This window comes from Gemmobacter nectariphilus DSM 15620, assembly GCF_000429765.1.
Taxonomy (GTDB): Bacteria; Pseudomonadota; Alphaproteobacteria; order Rhodobacterales; family Rhodobacteraceae; genus Wagnerdoeblera; species Wagnerdoeblera nectariphila.
In genome coordinates, this window is record NZ_AUCM01000006.1 from 256,737 (window position 1) to 273,811 (window position 17,075).

The 17,075-nt window shown below is 61.8% G+C and carries 14 protein-coding genes; 10 read left to right on the forward strand and 4 right to left on the reverse strand.

Annotated features, from left to right (window positions below; all coding sequences use genetic code 11):
* Positions 1–364: 364 nt before the first annotated feature.
* From G481_RS0107965 to G481_RS0107995, 7 genes are all read left to right on the forward strand, one after another.
* Complete coding sequence (locus G481_RS0107965) at positions 365–817, forward strand: CopD family protein (protein WP_028029562.1); 453 nt, start codon at positions 365–367, stop codon at positions 815–817.
* A 126-nt stretch (positions 818–943) separates the two neighbouring features.
* On the forward strand, positions 944–2,212 hold the full coding sequence (gene rho / locus G481_RS0107970) for a transcription termination factor Rho (protein WP_028029563.1): 1,269 nt from the start codon (positions 944–946) through the stop codon (positions 2,210–2,212).
* Positions 2,213–2,222: 10 nt separating this feature from the next.
* Positions 2,223–3,509 (forward strand): tRNA uridine-5-carboxymethylaminomethyl(34) synthesis GTPase MnmE, encoded by a 1,287-nt coding sequence (mnmE, locus tag G481_RS0107975; protein WP_028029564.1) that lies wholly within the window; start codon positions 2,223–2,225, stop codon positions 3,507–3,509.
* A 12-nt stretch (positions 3,510–3,521) separates the two neighbouring features.
* Positions 3,522–5,396 carry a tRNA uridine-5-carboxymethylaminomethyl(34) synthesis enzyme MnmG gene (gene mnmG / locus G481_RS0107980; RefSeq protein WP_028029565.1) on the forward strand — a complete coding sequence of 625 codons (1,875 nt, stop codon included), beginning with the start codon at positions 3,522–3,524 and terminating at the stop codon, positions 5,394–5,396.
* Positions 5,393–6,031 (forward strand): 16S rRNA (guanine(527)-N(7))-methyltransferase RsmG, encoded by a 639-nt coding sequence (gene rsmG / locus G481_RS0107985; protein WP_028029566.1) that lies wholly within the window; start codon positions 5,393–5,395, stop codon positions 6,029–6,031. The genes mnmG and rsmG overlap by 4 nt, the downstream gene beginning before the upstream one ends.
* A gap of 5 nt (positions 6,032–6,036) precedes the next feature.
* Positions 6,037–6,834, forward strand: a complete 798-nt coding sequence (locus G481_RS0107990; RefSeq protein ID WP_035025428.1) for a ParA family protein — start codon at positions 6,037–6,039, stop codon at positions 6,832–6,834.
* A complete protein-coding gene (locus G481_RS0107995; protein WP_028029568.1) occupies positions 6,831–7,733 on the forward strand; it encodes a ParB/RepB/Spo0J family partition protein in 903 nt (300 codons plus the stop codon). The genes G481_RS0107990 and G481_RS0107995 overlap by 4 nt, the downstream gene beginning before the upstream one ends.
* On the opposite strand, the gene hemW is transcribed toward G481_RS0107995, so the two are convergent.
* From hemW to rph, 3 genes are read right to left on the reverse strand one after another with little or no spacing between them, the layout of a single operon-like run.
* Complete coding sequence (gene hemW, locus G481_RS0108000; RefSeq protein ID WP_028029569.1) at positions 7,724–8,881, reverse strand: radical SAM family heme chaperone HemW; 1,158 nt, start codon at positions 8,879–8,881, stop codon at positions 7,724–7,726. The two genes, G481_RS0107995 and hemW, sit on opposite strands and share 10 nt — an antisense overlap.
* 13 nt (positions 8,882–8,894) lie before the next feature.
* Positions 8,895–9,500, reverse strand: a complete 606-nt coding sequence (gene rdgB, locus G481_RS0108005; RefSeq protein ID WP_028029570.1) for an RdgB/HAM1 family non-canonical purine NTP pyrophosphatase — start codon at positions 9,498–9,500, stop codon at positions 8,895–8,897.
* Complete coding sequence (rph, locus tag G481_RS0108010; RefSeq protein ID WP_028029571.1) at positions 9,497–10,210, reverse strand: ribonuclease PH; 714 nt, start codon at positions 10,208–10,210, stop codon at positions 9,497–9,499. The genes rdgB and rph overlap by 4 nt, the downstream gene beginning before the upstream one ends.
* A gap of 139 nt (positions 10,211–10,349) precedes the next feature.
* On the opposite strand from rph, the gene hrcA reads away from it, so the two are divergent.
* Positions 10,350–11,420, forward strand: a complete 1,071-nt coding sequence (gene hrcA, locus G481_RS0108015) for a heat-inducible transcriptional repressor HrcA (protein ID WP_028029572.1) — start codon at positions 10,350–10,352, stop codon at positions 11,418–11,420.
* A 5-nt stretch (positions 11,421–11,425) separates the two neighbouring features.
* Positions 11,426–11,977: a nucleotide exchange factor GrpE gene (locus G481_RS0108020; protein ID WP_154664550.1), complete on the forward strand. Its 552-nt coding sequence runs from the start codon at positions 11,426–11,428 to the stop codon at positions 11,975–11,977.
* A 37-nt stretch (positions 11,978–12,014) separates the two neighbouring features.
* Here the strand turns inward: G481_RS0108020 and mutS are convergent, their stop codons facing one another.
* Complete coding sequence (mutS, locus tag G481_RS0108025; RefSeq protein ID WP_028029574.1) at positions 12,015–14,660, reverse strand: DNA mismatch repair protein MutS; 2,646 nt, start codon at positions 14,658–14,660, stop codon at positions 12,015–12,017.
* Positions 14,661–14,775: 115 nt separating this feature from the next.
* Between mutS and G481_RS0108030 the strand changes: the two genes are divergently transcribed.
* Entirely contained in the window at positions 14,776–17,031 is a 2,256-nt protein-coding gene (locus G481_RS0108030) for an NADP-dependent malic enzyme (protein ID WP_028029575.1), read from the forward strand.
* The last annotated feature ends 44 nt before the right edge of the window (positions 17,032–17,075 follow it).

The window sequence follows — 17,075 nt, forward strand, 5'->3', positions numbered from 1 at the left end:
TTCTGGTGGTGGATTTTCGGAAATCCCGCCGATCGGCGAAGGTTGGGGCTGAAACCGGACATTCTGTCAAGGCTGAGGTGCGTTCTTCCACATGAGCGTGATTTTTCCACCCGCATGGGGATAAGACAGCACAGACGGAGCACCCCCGATTTTATCCACAACCCCATGACGCGCTGAATATCGTGCAACGCATTGAAATATTTAGATTCAGCAGCGAAGATTCAAAGCGCCCAAAATCATGAGCAAGTTATCCACAGGCAGTCTGGCTGGGGACGAAGACATGGATTTTCCGAGATTTCCGGTTTTCCACCGCCCCTACTATCTTCTACATCCTTATACTCTAAGATCTTTATAAGAGGATAAGATGGAAGACCTGCTCGCTGCCGCTTACCCATGGGTCAAGGCCATGCATGTCGTCTCGGTCATCTCGTGGATGGCAGGGCTGTTCTATCTGCCACGGCTGTTCGTCTATCATGCCGAACAGGTCCAAGCGGGTCTGACCACTGCGGACGAACTGTTCTGCACCATGGAACGTCGCCTTTTGCGGGCCATCATGAACCCGGCGATGATTTCGACCTGGTTGTTCGGGCTTTTGCTGGTTGCAACGCCGGGGATCGTCGATTGGGGGATGGTCTGGCCCTGGGCAAAGGCGGTTTCAGTCCTGGCCATGACGTGGTTTCACATGTGGCTTTCGGCACGGCGCAAGGACTTTGAAGCAGGGCGGAACATTCGCACGGGTCGCACCTATCGGATGATGAACGAGGTTCCGACGCTTTTGATGCTGGTGATCGTCTTTGCCGTGATCGTGAAGTTCTGAAAACGTTGACTCGCAGGGGTGGCCGGTGTAGCGGGGGCCTTGGTGGCCGTCCGGCCCTACCGTTTCCCGTTCTGATTCCGATGTGCTGCCCTTCAGGGTGGTATCGGTGTGCGTTGAGGGCCTGCCATGAGCGAGCAGCTGAAACTTTCTGACCTGAAGGCCAAGACCCCGGCAGATCTGCTGGCGATGGCCGAGGAATGGGAAATCGAGAATGCCTCGTCCATGCGCAAGGGCGAGATGATGTTCCAGATCCTCAAGGAGCACGCCGAAGAAGGGTTCGAGATTGGCGGGGACGGCGTTCTGGAAGTGTTGCAGGACGGTTTCGGCTTCTTGCGCTCGCCCGAGGCGAACTATCTGCCGGGTCCTGATGACATCTATGTCTCGCCCGACATGATCCGTCAGTGGTCGCTGCGGACCGGGGACTCGGTTGAAGGCGTGATCCAAGCACCGCGCGAGAATGAGCGGTATTTCAGCCTGACCAAGGTGACGCGGATCAACTTTGAAGAGCCCGAGAAGGCGCGCCACAAGGTGGCCTTTGACAACCTGACGCCGCTTTACCCGGATGAGCGGCTGAAGATGGAAATCGAGGACCCGACGATCAAGGACCGCTCGGCCCGGATCATCGATCTGGTCTCGCCGATCGGCAAGGGGCAGCGGTCGCTGATCGTGGCGCCGCCGCGCACGGGTAAGACGGTGCTGCTGCAGAACATCGCCCGGTCGATCGAAGTGAACCACCCGGAATGCTATCTGATCGTTCTGCTGATCGACGAGCGGCCCGAGGAAGTGACCGACATGCAGCGCTCGGTAAAGGGCGAGGTGATTTCCTCGACCTTTGACGAACCGGCAACCCGTCACGTTGCAGTCGCCGAGATGGTGATTGAAAAGGCCAAGCGACTGGTCGAGCACAAGCGAGATGTTGTGATCTTGCTCGACTCGATCACCAGACTTGGTAGGGCCTTCAACACTGTCGTGCCTTCGTCGGGCAAGGTGTTGACCGGCGGCGTCGATGCGAATGCGTTGCAGCGGCCCAAGCGGTTCTTTGGTGCGGCGCGCAACATCGAGGAAGGCGGCTCGCTGACGATTATCGCGACGGCGCTGATCGATACCGGCAGCCGGATGGATGAAGTCATCTTCGAAGAGTTCAAAGGCACCGGCAACAGCGAGATCGTGCTGGACCGCAAGGTTGCGGACAAGCGGATCTTCCCGGCGATGGACATTCTGAAGTCGGGCACCCGCAAGGAAGAGCTGCTGGTTGCCAAGAATGACCTGCAGAAGACCTATGTGCTGCGGCGCATCCTGAACCCGATGGGCACGACGGATGCGATCGAATTCCTGATCTCGAAGCTGAAGCAGACCAAGACAAATTCGGAATTCTTCGACTCCATGAACAGCTGAGGTCTGTGCAATGGACACGATCTATGCCCTGGCGACCGCTCGGGGCAAGGCGGGGGTTGCTGTCGTCCGCATCTCGGGGCCGCAAGCCCGGGATGCGCTTTTGCCTATGGTTGGATCCTTTGGCCCGCCCCGGGTCGCAGCGCTGCGTGTTCTGAAGGACGGCGCCGAGGTTCTTGATCAGGCCCTGGTGCTGGTGTTCGAAGCTGACCGCAGCTTTACCGGCGAAGAGGTTGTCGAGCTTCATCTGCATGGCAGTCAGGCCATTGTTCAGGCGGTTCTGGAGCGGTTGAGCCGCCTTGCTGGGTTTCGCCTCGCGCAACCTGGCGAGTTTACCCGGCGCGCATTGGAAAACGGGCGGCTGGATCTGGCACAGGTCGAGGGTCTGGCGGATCTGATCGAAGCTGAGACCGAGATGCAGCGCCGGCAGGCGATGCGTGTCTTCTCGGGGGCCTTGGGAGGCAAGGCCGAGAATTGGCGCAGGAAGCTGATCAGATCAGCGGCGTTGATTGAAGCCATGCTTGATTTTGCCGATGAGGATGTGCCGGTCGATGTGCGGCCTGAGGTGATCGGCTTGCTGGATGGCGTTCTCGCCGACCTTCGGGAAGAGCGGGATGGTTACGCCGCAGCCGAACGCATTCGCGATGGGTTCGAAGTTGCGATCATCGGGGCGCCGAATGCGGGAAAGTCGACTTTGCTCAACAGGTTGGCGGGGCGCCAGGCTGCGTTGACCTCGGAATATGCCGGGACAACGCGCGATGTGATTGAGGTTCGGATGGACCTGCGTGGCATTCCAATCACCATGCTGGATACGGCAGGCCTTCGCGAAGCATCTGACCCTGTCGAGGCGATGGGGGTAGAGCGTGCCATCGCGCGTGCGCGTCACGCGGATTTGCGGGTGTTTCTGCTTGGGGGTGATGAGGACAGTCTGCCCTTGACGCCAGTGCCGGGCGATATCGCGATACAAGGCAAGGCGGACCTTGCCAAGGTCGGTGGGCTGGCTGTGTCTGGTGTCACCGGCGAAGGTGTCGATGAGCTGATCAACCTCATTGGCGATGCACTGGAAAGCAAGACTGCCTCGGCCGCTACAATTATACGTGTGCGGCACCGGGAGATTGTCGCTCACGCCATTGGGGCTTTGGAATTCGCCCGCGAGGTGGTATTGAGCGGCGAGCAAGGCGAGGAAATCGCGGCGGATGCGCTGCGATCTGCGATTGGCTTGATGGATGATCTTGTTGGGCGGGTCGGTGTAGAAGATCTCTTGGGGGAGATCTTCGCCTCGTTCTGCATCGGGAAGTAGGGCTTGTTTCACATGAAACACTATGACGTCATTGTCGTGGGTGGCGGTCACGCCGGCGCAGAAGCGGCCGATGCGGCAGCGCGGATAGGTGCGTCCGTTGCGCTGGTCACCATGCGGATGGACCGGATTGGCGTGATGTCATGTAACCCGGCCATCGGCGGGCTGGGAAAAGGACATCTTGTTCGTGAGGTTGATGCACTGGATGGGCTGATGGCCCGCGCAGGGGACAGGGCTGGTATTCAATACCGCCTTCTGAACAGGCGCAAAGGTCCGGCGGTGCAGGGGCCACGGATTCAGGCGGATCGTGCGCTTTATCGTGCGGCGGTTCAGGAAATGCTGTCCGGGCGCGAGGGACTTGCGATCATCGAGGGTGAGGTTACCGGCTTCACCCTTGAAGGACGTCGAATCCAGGGCGTGGTCGTCAATGGTGACATCAGGATCTCTGGCCGTAGCGTTGTTCTGACGGCAGGGACATTTCTGAATGGCGTCATGCACGTTGGCCCTAAATCCGCCGCTGGTGGTCGGGTCGGAGATCAGGCATCCAACCAACTTGCTGATCTGCTGAGGGAAATTGCTCCGGGCCGTGGGCGGCTGAAGACCGGCACGCCGCCTCGGCTGGATGGCAAGACGATCAACTGGGATGTCCTTGAGCGGCAGGACGGCGATGTTGATCCTGTCATGCTGTCCTTCCTGAACAAGGTTCCTCAGGTTGGGCAGATTTCTTGCGGAATCACCCACACGAACGACCTCACGCATCAGATTGTGCGGGAAAATCTTGGTCAATCTGCAATGTATGGTGGATTCATCGAGGGGATCGGGCCGCGATATTGCCCTTCGATCGAAGACAAGATCGTTCGCTTCTCGGACAAGGACAGCCATCAGGTGTTCCTCGAACCCGAAGGGCTGGATGATTCCACCGTTTACCCGAACGGAATTTCGACCTCGCTTCCGGCCGATGTTCAGGAGCGTTATGTCAGGTCGATCAAGGGGTTGGAGAACGTCCAGATTCTCCAGCCAGGCTATGCCATTGAATATGACTATTTTGATCCCTGCGGCCTGACCCGTGGTCTTGCAGTGCGCGAGATCGAAGGTCTGTTCTTTGCTGGCCAGATCAATGGGACGACAGGGTATGAAGAGGCTGCGGCCCAGGGCCTTCTGGCCGGGATCAATGCCGCCCGCCATGCACGCGATCAGGGCGAATTTGTTCTTCAACGGACAGACAGCTACATCGGGGTGATGATCGATGATCTCGTCACCCGAGGCGTGACCGAGCCGTACAGGATGTTCACATCTCGCGCAGAGTATCGGCTGAGCTTGCGCGTTGACAACGCGGACCAGCGCCTCACCCCGATGGGCATCGAACTTGGCTGTGTTGGTGCGGCACGTCAAGCCGCCTTTGACGCCAAGATGCAGGATCTGACTGCGGCGCGGGCGATGCTTGGCAAGGACAGGTTCAGCCCGAATGAACTGAGCGCGGCGGGGATTGCGGCAAATCGCGATGGCATCCGCCGTTCCGCGCTCGAGGTTCTTGCGTTTCCAGGGGTAGAGCTCGAGCAAGTCGTGCGCCTGGTTCCGGAGGCAGAGGCCGTCGCCACCGAGATCATGGAGCAACTTCAAAGAGAGTCGCTCTATTCCTCGTACGAGGATCGGCAGAAGCACCAGCTGGAGGCCGTTCGACGCGATGAAAACTGGGCGATCCCTACGGACTTCGACTTTGGTGCCATTGCTGGGCTGTCGAACGAACTTCGGCAAAAGCTGGAACGCGTTCGCCCCGAGACCCTCTCGCAAGCCTCTCGGATCGAGGGCATGACCCCGGCGGCCATTGCCCTGATCCATCTGAAGCTGAAGGCGGCAAGTGTTGGACGTCCGCATGAGGCTTCGGCGTGACGAAGGAAGCGGTGTCGGACGCGGCTGGCGTTCAGATTGACGATGCGACATTCCAACGGCTGTCGATCTTTCAACAGTTGGCAGAAAAGTGGAATCCGCGCATCAATCTGGTGTCGCGCAGCACGCTGTCAGAATTCTGGACCCGGCATGTACTGGATTCGGCGCAGCTGTTCCGTTATTTGCCAGCGGAGTCAGGTCTATGTGTCGATCTTGGCAGCGGCGGTGGATTGCCGGGGCTTGTTCTGGCGATCATTGGCAAGCAGACGGTGCCTGATCGCCAACATGTGCTGATTGAATCGGACCAGCGCAAGGCGGTTTTTCTTCGGGAAGTGATCCGCGAGACCGGGTGCAAGGCGATCGTTCGAAGCGAACGGATCGAACAGTCGCCGCGGGTCGGAGCTGATGTTCTGACGGCCAGGGCGCTTGCTCCACTGCCGCTTCTGCTTGGCTTTGCGTTTCGTCATCTGCGCCCAGGGGGGATTGCCATCCTGCCCAAGGGTGCTGCCTTTCAGGACGAGTTGACGGCGGCAAGGGATCACTGGCAGTTTTCGCTGGACGTATTTCCCAGCATGACGGATCCAGATGGGCATATTCTCCGCATCGGAGATCTGAGGCAGCGAGCAGTGGATCAGTGAATGTCATGAGAATTGTTGCGATTGCGAACCAGAAGGGTGGAGTCGGCAAGACGACCACCACAATCAATCTTGGCGCTGCCTTGGCAGAGCAGGGCAAGCGTGTGCTGCTGATCGACCTTGATCCGCAAGGCAATACGTCGACGGGTCTGGGGATTGCTCCAGGTTCGCGCAGTGCGACGAGCTATGATCTGCTGCTGGGCGAGTCGGTCCCCGAGCCGCATCAGGTCGAGATCGGGGGCGGCAGCCTTTGGATCATTCCGGCCAATACCGATCTGGCGTCCGCCGATATCGAGCTTCATGCCCATGAAAAGCGCAGCTTTCTTCTGCATGATGCGCTTCGTGGCGGGTTGCTGGAGCGGCAGAACTTTGACTATGTTCTGATAGACTGCCCGCCGTCGCTGAACCTGCTGACCGTCAATGCGATGGTGGCGGCCCATGCCATTCTGGTTCCGCTTCAGGCCGAATTTTTCGCGCTGGAGGGCCTTTCGCAACTGATGATGACGATTCGCGAGGTCCGCATGAAGGCCAATCCGGCGCTGCGGATCGAAGGGGTGGTCCTTACGATGGCCGACATGCGCAATCGCCTGTCGCAACAGGTCGAGGCCGATGTGCGGGAGACGCTGGGCGATCTGGTGTTTCGCTGCGTGATCCCGCGGAATGTGCGGATCAGTGAGGCGCCATCCTATGCCCGAACGGTGCTGGATTATGATCCGGCCTCGAAGGGGAGCCAGGCCTATCGGGCCCTTGCTCTGGAGCTGCTGGAGCGGCATGAAGGCGCCGGACGCAAGGAGGCAAGAGCATGAATGATCGCAAAGTCGAGCGCCGCGGGCTGGGTCGTGGTCTGTCGGCGCTGATGGCCGATGTCGGAATGGCTGAAACCGTGACAAGCCGTTCAGCAGCCGGCGTTCGCGAGATTCCGATCGAGCATGTTCAGCCGAATCCGGATCAGCCTCGTCGCCGATTTGACAGCGAAGCGCTTGCCGAGCTTGCCGAGTCGATCCGCGAGAAGGGGGTTCTTCAACCGCTGCTGGTGCGCGAACGCGGCGATCTTTTCGAAATCGTCGCAGGCGAGCGCCGTTGGCGGGCGGCGCAGATCGCGCAACTGCATGTCGTGCCGGTCATCGTCAAGGATTATTCGGACACCGAAGTTCTTGAAGTCGCAATCATCGAGAACATCCAGCGCGCGGATCTGAGCCCGGTCGAGGAGGCGGTGGCCTACCGTCAGTTGATCGACCGTTTCGGCCATACACAAGAGAAGGTGGCCGAAACGCTGGGCAAAAGCCGCAGCTATATCGCCAACTCGCTGCGCCTTTTGACCTTGCCGGACGATGTGATCGGGATGGTCGAGACCGGCGCCCTTGCCGCGGGCCATGCGCGGGCCCTGGTGGCTTCAGACAAGGCGTCCTCCTTGGCGCGCCGTATTGTCGATGAGGGCATGACCGTGCGCGAGGTCGAGCGTCTGGTCCGCGAAGACAAGACCGGCAAGGGTGCGGCGCGTGGCTATCGGTCGCGCAACGGGCAAAAAGACGACGATACCCTTGCGCTCGAGGCAGATGTGTCCAGCAATCTTGGCATGAGCGTCAAGATCTCGCATGAGGCGCATACGGGCGGAGGCCTGCTCACCATCAGATATGCGACGCTGGAACAGCTGGACATGCTGTGCCGTGTGCTTTCGTCCATCCCTTCCGAGTTTCAGGACTGAGTGGTTTTCAGATCCTGAAGCAGGCAACCGATGACCGAGTTCAGCAGCAGGCGGCCGCTGGCCGTGGTCTTTAGCCTGTCGTCGTCAGCTTCCAGATAGCCCTCGGCGATCAGATCAAGCCGGGACTGCCAATCGTTCAAGGCAAGTCCCGCTTTTTCCAGTTGAGCCAGCGGCAGACCTTCGTTGATGCGCAACCCCATCAGCAAGGTCTCGGTGATCTGGTCTTCACTGGTCAGCGATGTTTCGGGATGCTCGCCATTGCCCACCTCTTCGACGGCGCGCAGCCATTGGCCGGGGTCACGAATGGCTTCGGTTGCAATCCGTCGTTTGTCGAGTTGGATGCGGCCGTGGGCTCCAGGTCCGACGCCTGCATAGCGGCCAGCTTGCCAATAGATCATGTTGTGCCGGCACTCTTCGCCCGGTCTTGCGTGGTTTGAAACTTCATACGCAGGCAGACCCGCTGCAGCGCACAGGCTTTGAGTCAGCTCAAACATGTCCGCTGCCGAGTCGTCGCCGGGAAGGCCGCGCAGATGCCCTGCCTTGTGGCGCTGCGCAAAGACTGTGCCATCCTCGATGGTCAGCTGGTAAAGGGACATGTGGCCGGTTCCCAGGCTGATTGCCTCGGAGAGTTCCGCGTACCAGGCGTCGATCGTCTGGTTCTGCCGCGCGTATATCAGATCGATGTTGACGCGGCTGAAGGTGTTCTGCGCAATCTCGATCGCGGCAAGCGCCTCATCACGCCCGTGCTTGCGCCCCAGCAACCGAAGATGGGTATCATCCAGGGACTGGATGCCCAGGGAAACTCTGTTGACCCCGGCACTGGCGTAGGATCGAAAGCGCGCTGCATCGACCGAACCGGGGTTTGCCTCCATCGTGATCTCAAGATCATTGGTTGTGCGCCAGGCGCTTGTAGCTGCGCCCAGCACGGCTTCGACGATTTCAGGCTTCATGAGCGAAGGGGTGCCGCCCCCGATAAAGATCGTGGACAGGATCTCATCGGGACAAGATCGCGCAACCCTTTCAATCTCGTTTTGGTAGGCTTTCACCCAGCGCTCGGAATCTATCGCGTTCGCCACATGGCTGTTGAAGTCGCAATAGGGGCACTTGGATTCGCAGTAGGGCCAATGCACATAGAGTCCGAACGCCATGATCAAACCTGTTTCATGTGAAACACGCGAGCAGCTTTTCAAAGGCTCGCCCGCGATGACTCATCTTGTTCTTCTCCCAACGGTCCATCTCACCAAAGGTGAGCGTGTATCCATCGGGCTGAAAGATGGGGTCATAGCCATGGCCCTGATCGCCACGACCTGGCCAGACGATCTGACCGGAAACACGGCCCTCGAATACCTCATCATGCCCGTCAGGCCAGGCAAGCACCAGGGTGCAGACGAACGCGGCAGTCCACGGCGGCGCTGCGCCGGATTGTTCAAGTTCCTGATGGACACGGGCCATGGCCATCGCAAAATCACGCCCGTTCGGCGTTTCCGCCCAATCGGCGGTGTAGACCCCCGGCTGATCCCCCAGCGCCGCAACACACAGACCGGAATCGTCGGCCAGCGTCACAAGGCCGGTGGCTTTTGCGGCGGCATGTGCCTTGATGCGCGCGTTGCCTGCGAAGGTTGTCTCGGTCTCGGCAGGCTCGGGCAGATCGAACTCGGCCATCGACTGAACGCGGATCCCGCGGCCATCAAGAAGCGCCGCGATCTCTTCCAGCTTGCCCGCATTATGGGTCGCGATCAGTAGGCTGTCGCCCGAGAATACCCTCATGCGATGGCTGCCTTCTGCGCATAGACCAGCTGCGCCACCCCGTGTTCTGCCAGATCAAGCAGTTGCAGCATTTGGGCACGGGTGAAGATCGCACCTTCTGCCGAGGCCTGCACCTCGACCAGCGCTCCCGATCCGGTGATGACGAAATTGCCATCCGTCCCGGCCGAGCTGTCCTCGACATACTCGAGGTCAAGCACCGGGTTTCCAGCGTAGATACCGCAGGACACCGCGGCAATGTGATCGGTGATCGGGTCGGACATGATCAGGCGGCTGGACAGCAGCTTGTTGGCCGCAAGCCGCAGCGCAACCCAACCGCCAGTGATCGCTGCGCAGCGCGTGCCACCGTCCGCCTGGATCACATCGCAATCCACGACGATCTGCCGCTCACCCAGGGCGGCGCGGTCCACACCCGCGCGCAGGGCGCGGCCAATAAGCCGCTGAATCTCGACCGTGCGTCCCTGTTGCTTGCCAGCAGCCGCCTCGCGCCGATTGCGCGTGTTGGTCGCGCGCGGCAGCATGCCATATTCGGCCGTCACCCAGCCCAGCCCGGTGCCCTTCAGAAATGGCGGCGGGCGGTCCTCGATGCTGGCAGTGCACAGAACATGGGTGTCACCGACCTTGATCAGGCAAGACCCCTCGGCGTGCTTGACGACATTGGTCTCGATGGAGATCTTGCGAAGTTCGTCCAGTGCTCGTCCCGAAGGGCGCATGGTAATTCCTTTCCGTGCAGCGTTTCCCGGCAGTTACTCTTGTGCTCCTACGCTGGCAACCCCAAGCCTGTGACAGTTCCGAGAGATTGACCTTCGGCGCTTGCTATCCTTAATTCATAGGACTGATCAGGGTGCCTTGATGACGAAATCCGCCAGTCCGCTTGCCGATCTGAATGCCCGTTCGCGCGAGGTGTTTCGCAGGGTTGTCGAAAGCTACCTGCAATCCGGAGAGCCCGTGGGCTCTCGGACATTGACCCGCACGATGTCGGAAAAGCTGTCGGCCGCAACGATCCGCAATGTGATGCAGGATCTCGAATACCTCGGCCTTCTCGATTCCCCGCATGTCTCGGCGGGCCGCATTCCCACGCATATGGGGCTGCGCATCTTTGTCGATGGCTTGCTCGAGGTCGAGACGATCGGGGACAGCGACCGCGAACGCATCCATGCCAGCCTTGACCCCGCAGATCGCGATGTGGGCCAGATGCTTGATCAGATCAGCGGGACGCTGTCACGCATCACGCGCGGGGCAAGCCTGGTGCTGACTCCCAAGCATGAAGCCGCGATCCGGCATATCGAATTCGTCAGCCTTGCCCCGGACCGTGCGCTGGTGGTTCTGGTGTTCTCGGACGGTCATGTCGAGAATCGCATCTTCACGCCGCCGGCAGGGCAGACGCCATCCTCGATGCGCGAGGCGGCGAATTTCCTGAATTCGATTGCCGCTGGCCGGACGCTTTCCGATCTGCGCGCCGAGTTCGCCAAGGAACTCGCGCGGCGCCGCCAGGAGATCGACTCGCTGGCGCAGGCGCTTGTCGAAAGCGGTCTTGCGCTATGGGAAAATGCCGGTCAGGCGTCAGAGCGGCTGATCGTGCGCGGGCGCTCCAATCTGCTGCCCGAAAGCGACGAAGCGGCCGAGCTTGACCGGATCCGCAGCCTGTTCGACGACCTTGAACGCAAGCGCGACATCGCGGAATTCCTTGACCTGGCAGAAGAGGGGCAGGGGGTGCGCATTTTCATTGGCTCCGAGAACAAGGTTTTCTCACTTTCCGGTTCCTCTCTCGTGGTCTCTCCCTATATGAACGCCGAGCGAAAGATCATCGGTGCCATCGGGGTGATCGGTCCGACCCGGCTGAACTATGGCCGGATCGTCCCGATCGTCGATTATACCGCCCAGCTGATTGGCCGGATGATCTCTGAACGATCGAAAGGATGAGAGGCATGCAGGACGAAAAGCTCAACCCTTCGGACGAAACCCCGAAGCCCGAAGCCGGGGGGGCCGAGCCGGAGTTCGACTATATCGACGCCGAAGAGCTGGACCGGCTCAAGGCCGAGCGCGACGAATTCCGCGACAAGTTCATGCGCGCGCTGGCCGATGCCGAGAATTCGCGGAAGCGGTCGGAACGTGATCGCCGCGAGGCCGAGCAATATGGCGGCTCGCGTCTGGCGCGTGACCTGCTGCCGGTGCATGACAACCTGCGCCGCGCGCTGGAGGCCATCAGCGACGAGCAGCGCGCCCAGTCCGCTGCGCTGATCGAAGGCGTCGAGCTGACGCTGCGCGAGCTGCACAATGTGTTCGGCAAGCATGGAATCACGCTGATCTCGCCCCAGCCGGGCGACCAGTTCGACCCGCAGATCCATCAGGCGATGTTCGAGGCACCGGTTCCCGGAACCGTCGCCGGCACCGTCCTGCAATGTATGGCCGATGGCTTCATGCTGCATGACCGGCTTTTGCGTCCCGCGCAGGTTGGCGTGTCGTCCAACGTCGGGTGAGGAAAAGGGGGGCACGGCCCCCCTTTTTTTCCTGCGATCAGTCCAGCAGGCCCCGCAGCTCATACAGCAGATCCAGCGCTTGTCGCGGTGTCAGATCGTCAGCACTGATTTCGCGCAGGCGCGCCTCCAGCGCCGATGGCTTGGGGGGCGTGGCAACCACCGCAGGCGCCGCCGCAGCCGCCGAGAACAGCGGAAGATCGTCGATCAGCGCCATCTGCCGCGACCGACCGCCTTCGCGCTCACCTTTTTCCAGCGCCTCCAGCACCACCCGCGCCCGCTCGACCACAGATCCGGGCAGGCCTGCCAGCCGGGCGACCTGGACGCCATAGGACCGGTCTGCGGCGCCCTTGCGCACCTCGTGCAGGAAGACCACATCGCCGTGCCATTCCTTGACGGACACGGTGGCATTTTCGACGCCTGCAAGACGGCCAGCAAGGGTCGTCATCTCGTGGTAATGCGTGGCGAACAGCGCGCGGCAGCGATTGGTGTCGTGCAGATGTTCCAGCACCGCCCAGGCGATCGACAGCCCGTCATAGGTCGCCGTGCCGCGGCCGATCTCGTCCAGGATCACCAGGGCGCGCTCATCGGCCTGATTGAGGATGCCTGCCGTCTCGACCATCTCGACCATGAAGGTCGAACGCCCGCGCGCCAGATCGTCCGAGGCCCCGACCCGGCTGAACAGCTGGCTGACCAGACCGATCCTTGCCGCATCGGCCGGGACAAAACTGCCCGCCTGTGCCAGCAGGGCAATCAGCGCGTTCTGGCGCAGGAAGGTCGATTTGCCCGCCATGTTCGGCCCGGTCAGCAGCCAGATCGCCGGGGTCGCGCCCGTCGACAACCGGCAATCGTTGGCAACAAAGGGCTCGCCCGTCCGCCGCAGGGCCCGTTCCACCACGGGGTGCCGGCCGCCGGTGATGTCGAAGGCGTGGCTTCCGTCGACCACCGGCTCGCACCAGTTCTCGGCCATCGCCAGGTCGGCCAGTGCACAGGCCAGATCGATCTCTGCCAACCCGCGTGAGGCCTGTGCGATGTTCGCCGACTGCGCCAGAACCTTGGATTGCAGCGACTGGAAATGCTTGCGCTCCAGTTCCAGCGCATGGTTCGCCGCGTTGAGAATGCGCGTCTCCAGCGCCGACAGCTCGACCGTGGTAAAGCGCAGCTGGTTGGCGGTGGTCTGGCGGTGGATGAAGCGGTCCGACAGGGGTGGGGCAAGCATCCGCTCGCCGTGGCGGTCGGTGACCTCGATGAAGTAGCCCAGGACGTTGTTGTGCTTGATCTTCAGCGTCGGAATGCCCGTCGCTTCGGCATAATCCGCCTGCATCCGGGCAATCACGCCCCGGCCTTCGTCGCGCAGGGCGCGGGTCTCGTCCAGATCGCCATCATAGCCAGCCGCGATGAAGCCGCCATCGCGCAGCAACAGCGGCGGTTCGCCGACCACCGCCAAGTGCAGCAGATCTGCCAGCGCCTGATGTCCGGTCAGGGCCCTGGTCGCATCGGTCAGAACCATAGGAATTTCAGCGCAGGCGGCAATCACATCCGCGATTTCGGCGGCCTGGCCAAGACCATCGCGGATCGCTGCCAGATCGCGCGGGCCGCCGCGCTCCAGCGCCAGACGGGATTGGGCGCGCTCCATGTCCGGAACAGCCTTCAGAAGGCTGCGCAGCCGCTCGCGCAGGGCGGTGTTTTCGGTCAGATAGCGCACCGCTTCCAGCCGCGCCCGGATCAGCAAAAGGTCTCTGGACGGCCCCGAGAGCCGCCTTTCCAGCAACCGTGCCCCTGCAGCGGTCACTGTCCGGTCAATCGTTGCCAAAAGCGATCCGTCACGCCCGCCGGCCGCGCCTTGGGCGATTTCCAGGCTGCGCCGTGTGGCAGCGTCGATCTGCATGATCCCGCCTGCAAGTTCGCGGATCGGCGGGCGAAGCAGCGGCAGGTTTCCCCGCTGCGTCAGATCCAGATAGTCGACCAGCGCGCCCATGGCGGCCAGCTCGGCCCGATCAAAACTGCCAAACCCGTCCAGGGTTGTGACCGACCACAGATCGCACAGCCGCCGCTCGGCCCCCGCGCTGTCAAACGCCGACCGCGGCCGCAGGGTCTCGACAGCGCCGGTCTCGGCGATCACCTCGCCAAGTCCGGTCTGTGCTTCGGACAGCAGCACCTCGCGCGGGGCAAGGCGGGCAAGTTCGGGGCCAAGCCGGACTGCGGGGCAGGGCATCACCCGCATCTCGCCGGTCGAGATATCGACCCAGGCCAGCGCGCCAGCCTCGCGCACCTCGGCAAAGGCCACCAGATAGTTGTGCCGCCGGGCCTCCAGCAGGGTATCTTCGGTCAGGGTGCCGGGCGTCACCAGCCGCACCACATCGCGCCGCACGACGGATTTCGACCCGCGCTTGCGCGCTTCGGCCGGGTCCTCCATCTGCTCGGCAATGGCGACGCGAAAGCCCTTGCGGATCAGCGTCAGCAGATAGCCCTCGGCCGCGTGAACGGGCACGCCGCACATTGGAATGTCTTCGCCCAGGTGCTGGCCCCGCTTGGTCAGCGCAATGTCCAGCGCCGCCGCAGCCTGCGCCGCGTCGTCAAAGAACATCTCGTAGAAATCACCCATCCGGTAGAACAGGATGGCATCCGGGTGCTGCGCCTTGATTTCCAGATACTGCGCCATCATTGGCGTGACGGTTTCGGTCATGCGGTCCCCCTGTCGTGACGGCGAACCTAACCTGCACGGACAGGCGGGAAAAGGCCTGCAAATCCATTGTTTCACGCCCCCGCGGGCGCTAAGAGAGCCGGAAAGGGAGGCCCGCATGACCCGCACCAAGATCACGCCCGAAGACGCGCTCGCCTATCATCTGGAACCGCGGCCGGGGAAATACGACATTGTCGCCTCGACCCCCATGGCGACGCAGCGGGATCTGTCGCTGGCCTATTCGCCGGGCGTGGCCGTGCCGGTGCAGGCCATCGCGGAACGTCCCGAGACCGCCTATGACTATACCGTCAAGGGCAACATGGTTGCGGTGATCTCGAATGGCACCGCGATCCTTGGGCTGGGCAATCTGGGCGCCCTGGCGTCGAAGCCGGTGATGGAAGGCAAGGCGGTGCTGTTCAAGCGCTTTGCCGATGTCAACGCCATCGACATCGAACTGGATACCGAAGACCCGGACGAGATCATCAAGGCGGTCAGCCTGATGGGCCCGACCTTTGGCGGCATCAACCTTGAGGACATCAAGGCGCCCGAGTGCTTCATCATCGAAAGCCGCCTCAAGGAGATCATGGACATTCCCGTGTTCCATGATGACCAGCACGGCACGGCGGTGATCTGCGCCGCGGGGCTGATCAACGCGCTGGAGCTGTCGGGCAAGAAAATCCAGGACGTCCGGATCGTGCTGAACGGGGCAGGGGCGGCGGGTATTGCCTGCCTCGAGCTGCTGAAATCCATGGGCGCGCGGCATGACAACTGCATCATGTGCGACACCAAGGGTGTGGTCTACCAGGGCCGCACCGAGGGCATGAACCAATGGAAGTCCGCCCATGCCGCCGCGACAGATCTGCGCACGCTGGAAGAGGCCATGGTCGGCGCGGACGTCTTTCTTGGCGTATCGGCCAAGGGGGCGGTGACGCCTGCCATGGTCGCCAGCATGGCAGAGAACCCGGTGATCTTTGCCATGGCGAACCCCGACCCCGAGATCACCCCCGAAGAGGCCCATGCCGTGCGGGCCGATGCCATCGTCGCAACGGGCCGCAGCGACTATCCGAACCAGGTGAACAACGTTCTGGGCTTTCCCTATCTGTTCCGCGGCGCACTGGACATTCACGCCCGCGCCATCAACGACGAGATGAAGATTGCCTGCGCTCATGCGCTTGCCAAGCTTGCGCGCGAGGATGTGCCGGACGAAGTGGCGATGGCCTATGGCCGCAAGCTTTCGTTTGGCCGCGATTACATCATTCCGACCCCCTTCGATCCGCGATTGATCCATGTGGTGCCGCTGGCGGTGGCCAAGGCCGGGATGGATACCGGGGTCGCGCGGCGGCCGATCATCGACATGAAGGCCTATGAACAGAGCCTGAAAAGCCGGATGGACCCGACCTCGAGCATCCTGCAGGGTGTTCATGCGCGGGCGCGTCAGGCGCAGGCCCGGATGATCTTTGCCGAAGGCGACGATCCGCGCGTGCTGCGGGCGGCTGTTGCCTATCAGCGTGCAGGTCTTGGCAAGGCGCTGGTCGTCGGGCGCGAAGCCGATGTGCGCGACAAGCTGGATGCGGCCGGTCTTGGGGATGCGGTGCGCGAGCTGGAGGTGGTGAACGCCGCGAACAGCCGCCATCTGGATGTCTACAAGGATTTCCTTTACCGGCGCATGCAGCGTCAGGGCCTGGACCGTCAGGATGTGCACCGCCTTGCCGCGCGCGACCGGCATGTCTTTGCCTCGCTGATGCTGGCGCATGGGCATGGCGACGGTCTGATCACGGGCGCGACCCGCAAATCGGCGCATGTGCTCAGCCTGATCAACCATGTGTTCGATGCGACGGCCGCCGACGGGGCGGTTGGCGTGACCGCGCTGTTGCACAAGGGCCGGATCGTGCTGATCGCCGATACGCTGGTCCATGAATGGCCCGAGGAAAACGATCTGGCCACCATCGCCATTGCAGCGGCAGGCGTGGCCCGCAATCTGGGGCTGGAGCCGCGTGTTGCCTTTGTGTCGTTCTCGACCTTTGGCTATCCGGTCAGCGAGCGGGCATCGAAAATGCATCGTGCGCCGGCCGTTCTGGATGCGATGAAGGTCGATTTCGAATATGAGGGCGAAATGACCGTCGACGTTGCCATGAACATGGACCAGATGGCGCATTACCCGTTCTGTCGCCTGACGGGTCCAGCCAATATCCTGGTGGTTCCGGCGCGGCATTCGGCCTCGATCTCGGTCAAGCTGATGCAGGAAATGGCCGGGGCAACCGTGATCGGCCCGATCCTGACCGGGGTGCGCAAGCCCATTCAGATCTGCTCGACCAATGCCACGGTGAACGACATTCTGAACATGGCCGTCATGGCGGCCTGCAAGATGGGCTGACCCAGGGGGCGGAACCCGGGTTCGGGTGCCGTTTTCAGCGGGCG

What these genes read in the sequence shown, in the direction of transcription:
- G481_RS0107990 (WP_035025428.1), top strand. Translation starts at nt 6,037, where the DNA reads ATGAGAATTGTTGCGATTGCGAACCAGAAGGGTGGAGTCGGCAAGACG.
- G481_RS0108030 (WP_028029575.1), top strand. Translation starts at nt 14,776, where the DNA reads ATGACCCGCACCAAGATCACGCCCGAAGACGCGCTCGCCTATCATCTG.
- rph (WP_028029571.1), bottom strand. Translation starts at nt 10,210, where the DNA reads ATGCGCCCTTCGGGACGAGCACTGGACGAACTTCGCAAGATCTCCATC.
- G481_RS0107965 (WP_028029562.1), top strand. Translation starts at nt 365, where the DNA reads ATGGAAGACCTGCTCGCTGCCGCTTACCCATGGGTCAAGGCCATGCAT.
- mnmE (WP_028029564.1), top strand. Translation starts at nt 2,223, where the DNA reads ATGGACACGATCTATGCCCTGGCGACCGCTCGGGGCAAGGCGGGGGTT.
- hemW (WP_028029569.1), bottom strand. Translation starts at nt 8,881, where the DNA reads ATGGCGTTCGGACTCTATGTGCATTGGCCCTACTGCGAATCCAAGTGC.
- mutS (WP_028029574.1), bottom strand. Translation starts at nt 14,660, where the DNA reads ATGACCGAAACCGTCACGCCAATGATGGCGCAGTATCTGGAAATCAAG.
- G481_RS0107995 (WP_028029568.1), top strand. Translation starts at nt 6,831, where the DNA reads ATGAATGATCGCAAAGTCGAGCGCCGCGGGCTGGGTCGTGGTCTGTCG.
- hrcA (WP_028029572.1), top strand. Translation starts at nt 10,350, where the DNA reads ATGACGAAATCCGCCAGTCCGCTTGCCGATCTGAATGCCCGTTCGCGC.
- mnmG (WP_028029565.1), top strand. Translation starts at nt 3,522, where the DNA reads ATGAAACACTATGACGTCATTGTCGTGGGTGGCGGTCACGCCGGCGCA.
- G481_RS0108020 (WP_154664550.1), top strand. Translation starts at nt 11,426, where the DNA reads ATGCAGGACGAAAAGCTCAACCCTTCGGACGAAACCCCGAAGCCCGAA.
- rho (WP_028029563.1), top strand. Translation starts at nt 944, where the DNA reads ATGAGCGAGCAGCTGAAACTTTCTGACCTGAAGGCCAAGACCCCGGCA.
- rdgB (WP_028029570.1), bottom strand. Translation starts at nt 9,500, where the DNA reads ATGAGGGTATTCTCGGGCGACAGCCTACTGATCGCGACCCATAATGCG.